Here is a 14,674-nt window from a genome sequence, read left to right as displayed (position 1 = left end):
TACCCGACGGCGATTCTTGTCCACATCGGCGATTTTCGTCCCTCTTTGCTGCCAGTGCTTGTCTCGTTTACCGGGGGTGAAGGTGGACGAGAATCGCCGATGGGTACGGGCGCACCGGGGGATGAGCCACTAAACTCCGCTGGGTGCTCACACGTGCCCGTCGTGCGCCCGCTGTCGTGGGCCTACTGTTCATCTTCTTCGCACCCGTCGCGCTCGACGCCTCCTTCGGGGACGCCGTGCGCTATGCCGTCTGGACGTCCGCCTGGCTGCTCTGCGGCGCCGGCGTCGTCGCTGCCATGTCCCGACTGCGCGGGTCGCTGCGATGGAGCCTCGGTGCCGTCGTCGGCATCATGCTGCAACTCGTGAACTGGGCCGCGTGGCAAGCGATCTCACAGCCCGGCCTGACGGTCGTCGGCGGCGTGGTCGCCTTTGGCGTCGGTGCGGCGCTGCTCTGGCGTCACAGGGGCGATGCTGCAGGCGCCGTCACGGCGGACACGGCCCCGACGGCGGCGTCGATGAGCGCGCCCCCAGCGCGCACGGCCGGTGGAGCGACGCGCGTCGAGACGCCCGTCACGGGCTCCGTCGAGGATCTCGGCCGCACACCCGTCGCCTCGGCCTGGTTGTGGGTGGCGCTGACGGTGTGGCTCGGCCTCGCCTTCCTCGCGGATGCGGCGCACCAGAGCATGCCCCCGGGCACGAGCACGATGTATCAGGATCTGTACTGGCATCTCGGCCTCGTCGGGGAGCTCGAGCATGCGCTCGTGCCCATGGTGCCGCAGGCGAAATCGGGCCACCTCAACTACCACTGGCTCAGCGACGCATACATGGCCTCCGGCAGCCTCGGGTCGTTCGCCTCGACGCTGATGGTGGCGCTGCGGCTGTGGATGCTGCCGATCATCGGGCTGACGCTGGCGCTGACGCTCGTCGTGACGGCGCGTCTCAGCGGCTCGTGGGTCGCGGGCAACGTCGCGATGATCGTGCTCGCCGCCCCCGCGTCGGTGTCGTTCCTCGGTTGGGTCGGGGCCGGGCCCCACACGCCGTTCATCTGGGTGAGCCCGTCACAGGTCTTCGGTCTCGTCTTCACGCTGTGGGCGTTGTACCTCTTCGCCCCCATCCTGCGCGGCGAACGGGTACGGGGCGCGCAGCTCGCCCTCGCCGTCATCACCATGTTCGTCTGTGCGGGAGCGAAGTCGAGCATCCTGCCCGTCTTCGGAGCGGGCGCCGCGGTCGTCCTCGTCCTGTTCATCCGCAACCGTCGCGTGCGCCGCGGAGCACTGACGGTGGGTGTGCTGTGTGCGGTGGGCATCGTCATGGCCCTCCCGCTGTTCGCCGGCGGTTCCGCAGGTTCCGAGGTGCGCCTGCTGTCGAGCGTGCGGCGCGCGAGCGCATACCGTGACTACCTCCACCTGCCACGCCCCACTGGCCACGGCTCGATGATTCCGCCGCACATCGCGACGCCCAGCGTCTTCGTCATCGTTCTCGGGGTGCTCGCCGTGATGCTCCTCGGGTACGCGTACGCGGCGACGTCCGTGGCCCTCGGATCGACGTGGCGTCGCGACCCGGTTCCGCTGTTCCTGCTCGGCTCGTTCGCCGGTTCGCTCGCGGCGTTCCAGCTCATCGACCACACAGGCCTGTCTCAGGGCTACTTTCCGCTCGGTGCGTTGCCGCTGCTCGCGACGCTGACCGGCTGGGGGTTCGCCGCGGCTTGGGCTCGGGCGGAGCACCCGCGACGCTGGGGCGTCACCGCCATCGGGCTCGCGTTGGGCGGCCTGGTCGTGTGGATCAGCCGCGCGGTCACGGGCAAGCACGTGCCCGCTCCTCACGCCATCCCGGGGGGCATCATCTGGCCGACGCTCGTGATGGCGGTGCTCGTCGTCGCGCTCGTCGTGCTGATGCGTCGCAGGGCCCTGTGGGGCGCGGCGGTGCTGCTCGGTCTCGGTGTCGTCCAGGCGGGCGTCGCGACGGCGGACGCGACGCACGAACAGTTCGACGCGCCTCGCGGCCGTGTCGCGTCGTACTCCGTGTTGCCGGCGGAATCGTCCGCAGCCTTCTGGTTGCGCGATCACTCAGGAGCCCACGATCTCGTGGCCACGAACGTCCACTGCCGCGGCGTGGTGTCGACGCTGAACTGCGACCGTCGAGCGTTCTGGGTGAGCGGTTTCAGCGAACGTCGGATGCTCGTCGAGTCATGGGGATACATGGATGCGCCGCAGAAGGCCGCAGGGGAGCACGGCCTGCGGGCGACCCAGCAGCCGTACCCGAATCGCGCCCTCTACATGACGAACGAGAACGTCTTCCACGCGCCCACCGCCGCCGGTGTCGCGGCGCTGCAGAAGCAGGGCGTGCGGTGGTTGTTCGGCGACGCGCGGGCGAGCAAGGTCTCGCCGGAACTGGCAAAGTACGCGACGCCCGTTCACACGTCCGGGCCCGTCACGATCTATCGCCTGCGGTGATCCGCCTCGCGGGTGCCCTAGGTCGCTGGGCGGGCGGCCGCGCTGAGCGGCCGCCCGCGATGACTCACAGGGTGGGGTCGCCGACGCGGCTCTCGGGCGTCTCGAGGCTGTCGTACGCGATGTAGTGGGTCGGGCGAGCCTGCATCGCCACGTACAAACGCCCGACGTACTCGCCGAGGATTCCGAGGCACAACAGCTGGAATGCCCCGAAGCCACAGATCGCGACCATGGTGGAAGCCCAGCCGGTGATCGAGTGGCCCGTCAGTTTGGAGATGAGCGCGAACACGAGAACCAGGAAGGCGGTGACGAACCCCAGACCGGCGAACCACGTCGCCAGCCGGAGTGGAGCGTTGGATACGCCTGTGATGCTGTCGAACGTCAGCTTCAGCATCTTCGACAGCGGATACTTCGACTCGCCTGCGGCGCGGGCCTCACGCTTGTAGCCGACCTCGGCGCTCGGGAAACCGAGGTGCGGGACGGCGAGGCGCAGCACGCGGTTCTGCTCGGGCAGCGCGAGGACGGCGTCGACCGTTTCTCGGCTCATGAGGCGGAAGTCGGCTGCGTTCATCGCGCCACCCGCCCCGAGCTTGCCCATCACCTTGTAGAAGCCCTCCGCCGTGGTGCGCTTGAACGCCGTGTCCGTCGTGCGGTCGGTGCGTACGCCGTAGACGACGTCGACGTGCTCGCGCTTCGCGACGTCGAGCATCTCGGCGATGACCTCCGGGGGATCCTGGAGGTCGGCGTCGATCGTCACCATCCAGGAGCCGAGAGAGCGCGCGAGGCCGGCGCTCATGGCGGCCTGGTGGCCTGCGTTCGCGCGCAACCGCACGACACGGATCTGCGGCCACTCGCGGCGCAGTCGCTGCAGGATGGTGGGGGTGTCGTCAGATGATCCGTCGTCGACGCACACGACCTCGTACGAGGTATTCATGCCGTCGAGGACGGGGCGCAGACGCTCGGCGAACAGGGGCAGCACGTCCTGCTCGTTGAACATGGGGACAACGACGGACAATTCAGGGTTCACCGCCCCAGAATACGTGGCGGTACCGCGGATGCAGCGGACATGCCGGCCGGAGGGTCGGACCGCGCCCGCGCCGACTCACGCCTCCTGGCGGGGTCCGTTCGCGGCCGGGCCGGCGGCGGTCTCGGATCTGCATGCCGGCCGCGCCTCGAGACCCGTGGGAGGCAGCGTGTCAGGCCTGCAGGTGCGCGACGCGGTAGCTGGCGGCCATGCGACTGAAGGCGAGGGCGTCGGGTTCGAGGAAGCAGGCGGTGGCCCACACGTCGGCCCAGATTAGATCCGGGCCGACGACGGTGACGCTCGCACACTCGCCCCCGTGCCCCATCGGCGATTCCTGTCCTCTTCTGCGATTTTCGTCCACATTCGTCCTCGGGTCGACGATGTGGGCGCCGCGCTGCGCGGTGCCTGATGTCGCCAGCGCGCCCTGCGTCAGCTCGATCGTCGCGACGACGCCCGCCGCGTCGCGCGGGTCGCTGATGCCAACGCGCCACACGCGCTCGATGCTTGCACTCGCGCCCGGCCCCGCGTCGCACGTCAGGTCACCGCCGGCGTTGAGGCAGAACACGATTCCGGGGACGGCGCGCAGGACGTCGGCGGCACGCTCGACGGCGAAACCCTTGACGAGGCCCGTCGGGTCGTACCCGCGGCTGCCGTCGGGACCGACGAGGTCGGTCGTGAACAGGCCATTCGTGACGGTCGCGGCTTCCTCGCACAACGCGCGAACGTCTGCGTACCAGGGGTCCGCCTCGGTCTCGTCGAGCTCACCGCGGCGAATACGCATGAGGTCGCTGTCGGCGCGGTAGGTCGAGAACACGTCGTCGGCGCGGTGCAGGGCGGCGAAGGCGCGGTGGGCTGCGTCGGCCAGTTCGTCTGTGCGTGAGTCGAACTCGTCGTGTGCGACGCGAATATGGAGCGAGACGGCCATGCCCATCGTGTGTTCGACGAACGCTCGGGTGCGCCACGGCGGTTCCGGGGTGGTGGGCATCATGATCTCTTCTCGCGTCGAAGCCGTCGTCATCATCGCGGGCTCAGATGTGGGCCTGGTCGAGCGCCGACTGCAGGCTCTGGATGTAGCCCGTCGAGGTGTACGTCGCGCCGGAGACCATGTCGATCGAGCTCGTCGTCGTGCCCGTCGCCTCGGAGTTGAGCGTCGGGATGGCCACGGAGTTGATCTCCTGATCGCGCGAGTTCTCGCTCGGGTAGACGATGGCCTCCGACGAGGTGACCTTTCCGTTCGCGACGGTGATGCGCACCTGCACCGGCCCCCAACGCGTATCGACGCTCGTGCCCGTGTAGGTCGCGGACTTCGCCGAGCCGGACGTGGAAGCCGAGGCCGCGGGCGTCGAACCCGAACCGGTGCCGGACCCCGATGTCGTCGTCTGCGTCGATCCCGCCTCGCTCTGGCCCGTCGTGGTGTTCTGCTGCATCGCAACGGTGTTCGACGCCCCAGCCCCGCCGGCTGCGACTGCCTCGGTCGACGTGCGGTAGCTGAACAGCAGCACGAGCAGCGTCAGCGTGCTCATGGCCCACCAGGTGATGCGTTTCATGATCGTCCTCGCTCAGTAAGTCAGTAGGTTCAGTAGGTGAAGTGCTCGACGTGGATCTGCTCGCGCGGCACGCCGATCTCGCGCAGCGCTCGCTCGACCGCGCGCATCCACCCGGCCCCGCCGCAGACGTAGACGTCGCGTTCGCGCACGTCCGGGCAGGCGAGCAAGAGGGCGTCGGCGTCGCTGAGGTGACGGTGATCCTCGGGCAGCCAGCTCTCACGGCCGGGGATGCGGTGGCCGCGCAGCACGATGTACTGGCCACCGCGCGCGGCGGTGATGGCCTCGATCTCGTCGTCGAGCACGAGGTCGTCGTCGGTGCTGTGACGGTGGATGACGGTCGCGTCGAGCCGCCCCGTCGCGGGGTCGCTCGGCAGTTCGTCGAGCAGGGCGCGTAGCGGCGTGATGCCGATTCCGGCGCCGATGAGCAGCGACGCCCGGGTGCGAGCCGCACCTGCGTGCATGCGGCCGTACGGTCCTTCGACGAGGACGCGCGTCCCCGGCGTCAGCGTCGACAGGCGGCGTGAGCCGTCACCGATCATCGCGGCGGTGAAGCGTAGCTCGACCTGCCCGTCGTCCCTCACGCGAGGCGCGGCGGACAGCGAGTACGGGTTCGCGCGCGTCACGCCCGGCCCGCCGAAGCGCCACTGCAGGAACTGGCCGGCGCGCGCGTCGAGCGCGGCCGTGGCGCGCCCCACGGCGCTGACGTTGACGACGCCGGGCGCGATCTCCTGGATGTGCGTCACGCGCAGGCCGGCGCGCTGGGTGCGCGCGAGCGGCAGCAGCACACGGAACACGATGACGGTGAGCGCCACCGCCGCGTACAGGGCCCACCAGAACGTCGTCGCGACGGGCGAGGCGAGGAAGTCGCGGCCCGTCCACAGCTGGTGCGGTAGGGCCAGACCCACGCCGAGGTAGGCGTACAGGTGCAGCAGATGCCAGCTCTCGTAGCGCAGCGCGCGCGAGCGCGGGGACCGAGTCGCGCTACCGGGGCGCAGCGGTTTGATGCTGGTGACGACGACGAGGCACAGCGCGACGGTTCCGGCCAGGGCGAGCAGCATCGCCGGGTAGGTGAGGGTGAAGTCGACGATCTGCCCCCAGACGCTCTGGTGCGCGTCGGCGGCGTAGCCGAGCGTGATGAGGGCGATGTGGGCGAGCATCAGCGTGAAACTCGAGAAGCCGACCCAGCGGTGCAGGCGCGTCAGCCCATCCTGCCCGAAGGCCTGCTCCACGAACGGAACTCGCGCCATGAGCAGCACCTGCAGCAGGAGCAGGTAGCTCGCGATCAGACCCGTGAGGCGGCCCGATTCGTCGAGGACGCCCGACGTGGACGTCAGGCCGGCGATCCCGCCGTTCGTCACCCACAGGGCGACGACGAACAGGCCGAGGCCCCAGGCGACAACGATGCTCGCGTCACGCCACCAGGAGGGGATGACGCGCGGTTCGCGTGGTGCCGCGACGGCGGAGGCGCCGAGTCTGTTCGGTGTCGGCGGCATGGTGACCTGCGTGCTCATGACGCCACTGTCCCGCCCTCACTTCACCACCCCGTATGGCGTCGCTGTGAGGCGGCTATGAGGGCGTCGGAGCCGTACCCATCTGCGATGTTCGTCCACATTTACTCCCGGTAAACGGGTACGAAAATCGCAGATGGGTACGGGCCCGCGGTCAGATGGCGCAGTGGTCGGTGTCGCAGGTGCCGGGATGGCTGTGGGTGCTGGCGCGGCCATGGTCGACTGAGTCGGCGTCGGGGCCGGTGGGCTCGACGTCGTCGGGGTCGGCGTCGTCGGATGACGTGGACGCGCCGTGCGTTGCCGCCGCGTCCAAGGTCGGGTCCGAGGTGGCCGTACGAGCCTGCCAGGCCTGCGTCAGGGCGCGCTCGAACGTATCGACGGGCTGCGCACCGGAGACGGCGAGGCGCCCGTCGAGGACGAAGAACGGCACACCGGTGATGCCGATCTGACGCGCCGCCGCTTCGTCGGCGCGCACGTCCTGAGTGAACTCGTCGCCGGCCAGGACGCGGCGGACGTCGTCGGCGGGCAACCCGATCTCCTCGCCGAGACGCTGCAGTTCGTCGACGTCGCCGATCGAGACGCCCTCTGTGAAGTACGCGTGCATGAGGCGCGTCTCCGCCGCGGTCGCGAGTCCGTGATGCGCTGCGAGATGGATGAGGCGGTGGGCGTCGAACGTGTTGCCGTACTTCGCGTCCTGCCAGTTGAACGTCAGGCCGACGGCGGCCGCGCGCGCTGCGACGTCCCGCTGGCTCGCCGCCGACTGCTCGGCGCTGATGCCGTACTTCGTCGCAATCGTGTCGACGAGCGTGCGGCCGGGCTCACGCTCTATGCTCGGGTCGAGTTCGTAGCTGTGCCAGACGATCTCGACGTCGTCCGCGTGCTCGAAGTTCTCGAGCGCCAGCTCGAGGTGTCGCTTGCCGATGACGCAGAACGGGCAGACGATGTCGCTCCAGATGTCGATCTTCATGCCGGTGTCAATACCGTTGACTGTTCAACTATTCCGACATGTGCTGGCTGCGACGATCCGTCCCGCCGACGGCCGGAAGCGGGTGCGTGACAAGGCTGCGCCCGACTCGCCCCGCCCGAGTGCCCCGTGCCCGACTCACGTACTCCTGCACCGCCGTGTTCTGCGCAATGCCCGCGCCCGACTCGCCTGTGCCCGATTCGCCCCGTGCGCGACAGGCCCGCCACGACATGGCGCGGGCGCCGACCCAGCCATGATGGATCGCGCCCGGATGATGCCGCGTCGCTCGTCGCGCCCGGGCTGGCCGTCAGTGCGCTGTCTTGCGCCACTTGCCGAGCGACAGCAGGACGAACCCGCCGAAGGCCCAGCAGAGCAGGACGATCCAGGCCTGAGACGCCCCGCGCCCGTCGAAGTAGGCGACTGATCGCAGCGCGGTGCCGGCCGCACCGACGGGCAGGAACTGCCCGATCGTGCCCCAGGGGTGCGGCAGCCACTGCGGGCCGGTCGCGAGGCCCGAGATCGGGTTGGATATGAACAGCATCGCGACGGCGCCGAGCCCGAAGCCGGCCGGGCCGAGGTTCTTCGCGAGTCCGAGAACGGTGAAGCCGATGGCCGCGATGCCGAGGCCGAAGGCGAGCGCGAGCTTCCAGAACGAGCAGTCGACGGCGTCGAGCCAGGACGTGAGCATCCACGCGGCGAGCAGGCCGCCGAGTGTCGCGACGCCGACGACGCCGAGCGCACGTCGAGCGAACGAGCCGCGGAAGGTGAAGAACAGTGCGGCGGACGTCGCCATGCCACCGAAGATCAGCGGCAGTCCGGCGCTCGTCATGGCGGTGCCCATCGGGTCCTTCGCCGGGAGCGGAGCGAGCTCCTGGTAGGTCACCTTCTGGCCCTGCTTCTCGAGGCCCGCCCCGACGCCCTTGAGGAGCGCGGAGTACGGCGAGCCCGCGCCGGCGGCCGTCTGGATGACGGCGCCCTGCGGCTTCACGGCGATGCCGCCGATGGCGTCGCGGTTCTTGACGGCGTCGGCGCCCTGCTCGGGCGTCGAGTAGGTCTTGACGTCGAACGCGCCCGGCTTTTCCTTCTCGAGCGTCGAGGTGATCTTCGACGTCACCTGCTGCGGGCCGCTGGCGGCGAGGGGTAGATCCTTCGCGCCGGAGTGCACGGCCGGCGTCGCGAACGCGAGCAGCATGAGGCCGAGGACGACGGGCAGCGCGAGGACGAAGACGAGCAGCGGCGGCTGCTCCTTCTCGGGTTCCTCGACGCGTTCGGCGCCGTCGGCCTCGACGCCGTTCTGCGTCGTGCCGGTCGTCGCGGGCGCCTCGGTGCGGGCCTGTGCCTCCTCGGCGCGGGCCGCGTCGAGGTCTGCGTGCGTGTGGTGCTCGCCGCGCATGGGCGGCGTGGGTTCGGTCATGACGGCTCCTGATGCCGGGGAGCGGTGCCTGGGCGCGTGGCTCGTGGCCGCTCTGCGATGTCGTGCGATTGACCCCAGCATGGCCCGCCCTGATGCGATGATGCCACCGTGGTGAATTCTTCGCGGGGGCGTCCCAAAGGTGGTAGTGATGCCCGAGAACGCCTGTTGGAGGAGGCCAGAGCACAGTTCTTGGCCTCCGGATACCGCGGCACGTCAGCCCGGTCGATCGCCCGGGAGGCCGGTGTGGACCACTCGTTGGTGAATTATCACTTCGGGACGAAGCGGCTGCTGTTCGCCGAGGCGATGGCGCTGCAGTTCAGCCCGACGTTCGCCGTCGAGTCCGTGTTCAGCCGTGCCCGGGGCAAGCCCCCGCAGCGCGTGGCCGAGGAATCCCTGATGGCCATCATCACCGTGTGGGAGAGCGCGGGCTCGCGCCCGGTGCTGCAGGAGACGGTCGAAGGTGTGCTCGGCGATCCCGCCATCCGCGGGTTGTTCAGCGAGTTCATCACCGCCGAGCTGCTGACGCACGTGCGCGATCACATCGGAGGCGCCGACGCCTCCCGCCGTGCTGCGGGCGTCGGAACCGTCATCTCCGGGCTCGTGTTCGCGCGCTACCTCATCGGCATCGAGCCGATCGCCTCCATGCCGCCGCGCGACGTCGTCCGCACCCTCGCGCCGATGATCGCGCTGCAGCTCGGACGTTGACGCTGACGCCGGCGTCGCTGCCGGCGTCGTCGGTCGCGGGTCAGGCGCCAGTGCGCTCGCGGTCGGGACCGATCGTCTGGGCGCATCACCTGTGACGGTCGCCGGACGCTGACGGGCTGCGGCGTCCTGCCGTCGTCACGCGGGCGACCGGGCCTCACCCGTCTGCGCAGGGGCTTGTCGCCGATCTTCGCGATGCGCTCGGCGTACTGAGCCGGAAAGCCCATCGGACGCTCGTCGTCAGAACCGGCGAGCCGGACGAGGGCGGCGTCATGCCAGGGGCCCGGCGTGACGACGGAATCGATGCGCGAATCGCAGAGGGGGACGGGCGGGCGCCTTGTAGGCCCGGCCACCTGTGAACCCCCCGCAGCGGTCGACGTCCTGCGATGCCGAGCCCCACCGTAGCGCCCGCCTCACGGCAGCGGTGTCGTCACCAGAGCGTCATCGAATCTCGCAGCACGCGTTCGACGTCGGTCTCGGTGATGTCGACGGGCGCCGTCGCGAGCAGGCGCTGCTGCTTCATCGCGCCGTCGACGAGCTGCGGCAGGTCGCTGCTCGAATAGCCCAGTGCAACAAGGCCGTTGGGCAGGCCGATGTCGCGCATGAGGCGACGCAGTGCGTCGGGCAGCGCATCGCAGCCGAGGTCGCTGCCGGCGGTGTCCGGTTCCAGCAACGCGGCCAACTCGTGGTGGCGCCCCGGGTCGGCGGGGTAGAGCAGCGCGAACGCGGCGGGCGCCGTCATCGCTACGGCCATGCCGTGCGGCACCATCGGGTGGTCGGCGTCGTAGCCGTCGGGGCGGAAGTCGCGCACCATGCCGGCGATCGGGTAGGCGCACGCGTGCGGCACGTGGACGCCGGCGTTGCCGAACCCCATGCCCGCGAACGTCGCCGCGAGCGCCATCGCGCCGCGCGCGTCCACGTCGTCACCGTCCGCGACGGCGGTGCGGAACGACGTCGCGAGCAAACGCACGGCCTCGCGCGACCACATGTCGCTGATCGGGTTGGCGCCGCAGTACGGCACGCGCTCCTCGGCACGCTTGGCGGCGAATTCGGTGTACGGCTTGGCCGCGTAGCTCTCGAGGGCGTGGCAGAGGATGTCCATGCCCGCGGCCGCGGTGACGCCGGCGGGCTGCGTCATCGTCAATTGCGGGTCGACGACGGCGAGCCGCGGGCGCAGCGACGCATGGCTGATGCCCGTCTTGACATTCGCTTCGAGCACGTCGAGGACGCAGATCGTCGTCGACTCGCTGCCCGTGCCGGTCGTCGTCGGCACGGCGATGACGGGCACGAGCGGCTTCGTCGGGTTCTTGCCGCCACCGACGGGCGCGTTGATGTAGTCGACGAGGTCGCCGTCGTTCGTCGTCATGAGGGCGATGGCCTTGGCCGTGTCGATGCTCGAGCCACCCCCGACGGCGACGATCGCGTCCCACGGCCCGTTCTTGCGGGCCCAGTCGGTGGCTTCCTGCAACGAGGCGTCGCTCGGCTCGACGCGGGCGCCGGTGAAGACGTCGACGCTGATGTCACCGCCCGTCAGGACGTCGGCGACGCGTCGCGTGATGCCTGCGTCCGCGACGCCCGGATCACTCACGACGGCGACGCTGCGCGCGCCGAGATTGGATGCGTCCCAAGCGATCTCGTCGATGGCTCCGGGGCCGAACTTCAGTTGGGGGCTGCCGTAGGTGAACACCGTTTCGTCCATGGGCTCGACGGTACGCGAGTGAAACGAACGAGGCACCTGGCCCGGGGCGGAACTGTTCGAACCTCGTGACGTCCCACTCGGCGCAGATCGCGCCGAGTGGGGCAATCGGTCGGCGCGAACGTCCCACGTGGTGCAGTTCCGCACCGTGTGGGGCGTCGAGCGTCGCCCCGCCGTGTCAGCGTCGACGTCTCGAGCGCGCCCGCGTCGACGATCGCCGCACCTGCGCGGCCGTCAGCCGCTCATGCCGGCGCATCTCACGCGCGACGCGGGCCTGAGCGCGCTCGAGCGGCAGTTCCTGACGGCGTCGGCGCGCGGCCTGCATCTGTGAGCGCATCGTCGCGCGCATCTGTTCGCGCGGGTAGGGGCGGCCGCCGATGAAGTCGCGCACGGCGTTCCAGCGTTCGTCGTAGGCGTCGTTGAAACGCGCGTGGGAGCGCCGATCGAGCCACCCGCCCGTCTTGTATCGCTTGGTCGCCCACCACGATCCGGGTTTCGCGACGCGCACGGCACCCACGACGGCGAGACCGGGCACGAACACGCCGATCAACCCCGTCAGCAGCTTGCCCTTGAGGATCGTCAGGACGACGAACCCGAAGTTGATGACGATGCCCACCGCGACGACGACGCCGGGCACTCCGTCGCTGCCGGGGACGATGTCGAGCGGGTTCGCGCCCAGGACGAGGGCTGCGGTGATGGCGACGGCGACGAGCAGGGCGCTGATCGACTGGCGTCCCTCCTCCTGCCAGTAGACGTCCTCGAGGTGCAGCCACATCGCGAACTCGTCGAGGGTGAGGGCGGCTCCCGTGCCGAAGATCGCCGCGAGCAGGTTGAGCCACAGGCCGCGCTCGGGCAGGTACGTGATGAGCATGAGGCCGCTGAACAGCAGCATGAGGATGCCCCACACCTGATGGTGGATGTGGATGCCCGCGATGGCGATGTTGCGGAACATGCCCGGCTCGGCGTTCTCCTTGAGGTACGCCTCGGCCTGGTCGGCGCGGTGACGGATGTAGCGCGTCGCGGTGCGCGTCGCGGCCGTCGCGAGGACGAAGAAGATGAGCAGCCACAGCACGGCGTGACGGCTCGGGTCGATCATGTCTTCATCGTAGGCGCGGCAACTGACCGTGCCCCGGACGGCATCAGCCGGCGTCGCACCCCCGTCGCAGCATCGTTGCCCGAAATCGCGTCGTGCTTGAGGCGTTCTCGGGCACGATGCGCCGCTACCTAGCCGGCCGGAATACTTTCACGTGCGGACGCTTCTCACCCCGCGAGCGTGAGCGGCGTCATACTGGTCGGGCGTGGTTCGCGACCCCGCCCGACCTCACTCGACAGCAAAGGCAGTCCGATGACCGACAACACCACCCCGGAGGGCGGCTCGTCCCGCATCGACGGCGCTTCCGAGCGCGAAGTCGCCCGCAACGACACGTCGGATCGATCGGTTGACCAGAATGATGCACGACTCGACGGCGGCTACGCCCAGGCGCACGAGCAGCGCGGTCCGCAGGGAAGAACAGGTGAATCGGCGAGCGAGTACCCGTCTCACACGTCTCGGGGCCAGAGCTACGGACAGCAGAGCGCGCCCCACGCAGAGCAGGGCAAGTCCCATGATTCACAGCGATGGCAGGACGCGAGCGGGCCACATTCCGCAGCGTGGCAGGACGGCCGACCATACGGGCAGCAGCAGCCTCAACCCGGACAGCACGATGCCCACCAGCAGGGTCAGCAGTACGGTCTTCAGGGCCACGCCTTCTCGAACCACGGGTTCCAGAACTCTCCCCACGACCAGCAGGCTGGTGCGCCCTTCTCGTCAGGCGGTCAGTGGCATGCGTCGCCCGGGTACCAGGGGCAACAGGGTGCTGGAGGCGGGCAGTACGACCAATCCGCAGGCGGGCAGTACGGCCAACAAGGGGCGCCGTGGGGCGCTTCGGACGGACTTGGCCCGGGCGCTGCGCCGGGCAACCCATGGAATGCTCAGGGTGCCCCCACCAACTGGAACACCCAGGGCGCGCCCGCGAAGGGGGCGGCCCCTCTGCGTCAGCCCGACGGCACGTTGCACCTGGGCAATTCGGCGCTGGCGGCCTCACTCCTCGCCCAGTTGTTCGTCATGCTGGGGTGCATCGGCCCCTGGGCGAGTGTGTTCGGCATCTCCGCGTCGGGAATGAACGGTGACGGCGTCTTCGTGTTGCTGTTCGCATTGGCGGCGGCGGGTCTCGTCGGGGCGTTCCTCGCCGGGAAGCTCCCGCCGAAAGCACTGTGGGGCGCTGTCGTCGCGGCGGGATTGTGCGCGTTGATCGGTCTCATCGACGCGGTCAACGTCGGGTCCTACATGGCGTGGGGGCTGGTCATGGTGGTGTTCTTCAGCATCATCGCCACTGCTGCGACAGTGTTCGGCACGTTGCGCCGCTGAACCGGCCGTCGCCCGGCGCCGGTCGCGGTGGCGCCGCGTTCATTGCGTCGGGTGCCGCGAACGGGCAAGGATGGTGGGATGACTGACGATTCGCAGCAGGCTTCCGGGGCCGTCGACACCGTCCTGTTCGACGTCGACGGCACCCTCATCGACTCGACGTACCACCATGCCATCGCGTGGGCGCGTGCGTTCGCGCGCTTCGACCTGTATCCGCCGCTGTGGCGCGTGCACCGCTCGATCGGCATGGGCGGCGACCAGCTCGTCCCGAGCCTCGTCGGCGACGACGTCGAGAGCAAGCACGGCGGCGACCTGCGCGACGCGTGGGAGGAGGAGTACGAGAAGCTCCTGCCCGAGGTGCGCGGATTTGACGGCGCTGCCGACGCCGTGCGCGCCGCGCGCAGCAAGGGCTACAAGGTGGCGCTCGCGAGCAGCGGCAAGGAGGAGTTCACCGACGCCGCGCTCGAGAAGGTCGGGCTGACGCGCGACGACTTCGACGCCGTCACCTCCTCCGACGACGCCGACAACAGCAAGCCCGAACCCGACATCCTCGAGGTCGCGCTGAAGGAGGCAGGCGGCTCGAAGGGCGTCCTCATCGGCGACGCGACGTGGGACGTCGAGGCCGCGAAGAAGACCGGCATGTCGACGATGGGGCTGCGCACCGGCGGTTTCTCCGCCGCCGAGATGCATGACGCGGGCGCCACCGACGTCGTCGACGCCATCACCGACCTGCGCGACGGCACCTGGCTCGACCGCCTGAACTGACGCCGTAGATCGGTCCCGTAGGTCCATCTGGCTGGGGGCACCCCGAAGACATCGAGCGAAATGTTCGAATGCGAGCGGCACAGCGCTCGTGTTCGACCATTTCGCTCGTTCTCACCCCGCTCGTCCCGGGTCGGACGTGCGTCACATCCCGGACTCGCCGACCGTCCGAGTGGCAGTCCCCCATCGAACAGGGGACGGTG

The 14,674-nt window shown here is 69.6% G+C and carries 12 protein-coding genes; 4 read left to right on the top strand and 8 right to left on the bottom strand.

Annotation, left to right across the window (positions count from 1 at the left end; all coding sequences use genetic code 11):
- The first annotated feature begins 143 nt into the window (after positions 1–143).
- Complete coding sequence (locus EDC82_RS13705) at positions 144–2,453, top strand: hypothetical protein (protein WP_131941884.1); 2,310 nt, start codon at positions 144–146, stop codon at positions 2,451–2,453.
- Positions 2,454–2,517: 64 nt separating this feature from the next.
- Here the strand turns inward: EDC82_RS13705 and EDC82_RS13700 are convergent, their stop codons facing one another.
- From EDC82_RS13700 to EDC82_RS13675, 6 genes are all read right to left on the bottom strand, one after another.
- The gene (locus tag EDC82_RS13700; protein ID WP_131941882.1) at positions 2,518–3,477 is read right to left on the bottom strand and encodes a glycosyltransferase family 2 protein; all 960 of its coding nucleotides are present in this window, start codon (positions 3,475–3,477) and stop codon (positions 2,518–2,520) included.
- Between the two features lie 169 nt (positions 3,478–3,646).
- The gene (locus EDC82_RS13695) at positions 3,647–4,462 is read right to left on the bottom strand and encodes an FAD:protein FMN transferase (RefSeq protein WP_131941880.1); all 816 of its coding nucleotides are present in this window, start codon (positions 4,460–4,462) and stop codon (positions 3,647–3,649) included.
- A 40-nt stretch (positions 4,463–4,502) separates the two neighbouring features.
- Positions 4,503–5,021 (bottom strand): FMN-binding protein, encoded by a 519-nt coding sequence (locus EDC82_RS13690; protein ID WP_074040838.1) that lies wholly within the window; start codon positions 5,019–5,021, stop codon positions 4,503–4,505.
- Between the two features lie 29 nt (positions 5,022–5,050).
- A complete protein-coding gene (locus tag EDC82_RS13685; RefSeq protein ID WP_131941878.1) occupies positions 5,051–6,532 on the bottom strand; it encodes a ferric reductase-like transmembrane domain-containing protein in 1,482 nt (493 codons plus the stop codon).
- A 151-nt stretch (positions 6,533–6,683) separates the two neighbouring features.
- Positions 6,684–7,496: a DsbA family oxidoreductase gene (locus EDC82_RS13680; RefSeq protein WP_131941876.1), complete on the bottom strand. Its 813-nt coding sequence runs from the start codon at positions 7,494–7,496 to the stop codon at positions 6,684–6,686.
- A gap of 304 nt (positions 7,497–7,800) precedes the next feature.
- Positions 7,801–8,907 (bottom strand): ABC transporter permease, encoded by a 1,107-nt coding sequence (locus EDC82_RS13675; protein WP_200829307.1) that lies wholly within the window; start codon positions 8,905–8,907, stop codon positions 7,801–7,803.
- 108 nt (positions 8,908–9,015) lie between these two features.
- Between EDC82_RS13675 and EDC82_RS13670 the strand changes: the two genes are divergently transcribed.
- Positions 9,016–9,612, top strand: coding sequence for a TetR family transcriptional regulator (locus tag EDC82_RS13670; RefSeq protein WP_131941874.1), 597 nt, complete (start codon positions 9,016–9,018; stop codon positions 9,610–9,612).
- 427 nt (positions 9,613–10,039) lie between these two features.
- Here EDC82_RS13670 and EDC82_RS13665 read toward each other — a convergent pair whose 3' ends face one another.
- Entirely contained in the window at positions 10,040–11,308 is a 1,269-nt protein-coding gene (locus EDC82_RS13665; RefSeq protein ID WP_131941872.1) for a hydroxyacid-oxoacid transhydrogenase, read from the bottom strand.
- 175 nt (positions 11,309–11,483) lie between these two features.
- Positions 11,484–12,401 carry a hypothetical protein gene (locus EDC82_RS13660; RefSeq protein WP_131941870.1) on the bottom strand — a complete coding sequence of 306 codons (918 nt, stop codon included), beginning with the start codon at positions 12,399–12,401 and terminating at the stop codon, positions 11,484–11,486.
- Between the two features lie 249 nt (positions 12,402–12,650).
- On the opposite strand from EDC82_RS13660, the gene EDC82_RS13655 reads away from it, so the two are divergent.
- Together EDC82_RS13655 and EDC82_RS13650 are read left to right on the top strand one after the other, a co-directional pair.
- On the top strand, positions 12,651–13,712 hold the full coding sequence (locus EDC82_RS13655; protein ID WP_131941868.1) for a DUF5336 domain-containing protein: 1,062 nt from the start codon (positions 12,651–12,653) through the stop codon (positions 13,710–13,712).
- 78 nt (positions 13,713–13,790) lie between these two features.
- Positions 13,791–14,474, top strand: coding sequence for an HAD family hydrolase (locus EDC82_RS13650; protein WP_131941866.1), 684 nt, complete (start codon positions 13,791–13,793; stop codon positions 14,472–14,474).
- Positions 14,475–14,674 lie beyond the last annotated feature (200 nt).

This window comes from Dermacoccus sp. SAI-028, assembly GCF_004346775.1.
Taxonomy (GTDB): domain Bacteria; phylum Actinomycetota; class Actinomycetes; order Actinomycetales; family Dermatophilaceae; genus Dermacoccus; species Dermacoccus nishinomiyaensis.
The sequence above is the reverse complement of the archived record's forward strand: the minus strand, read 5'-3'. Positions and strand labels throughout refer to the sequence as shown.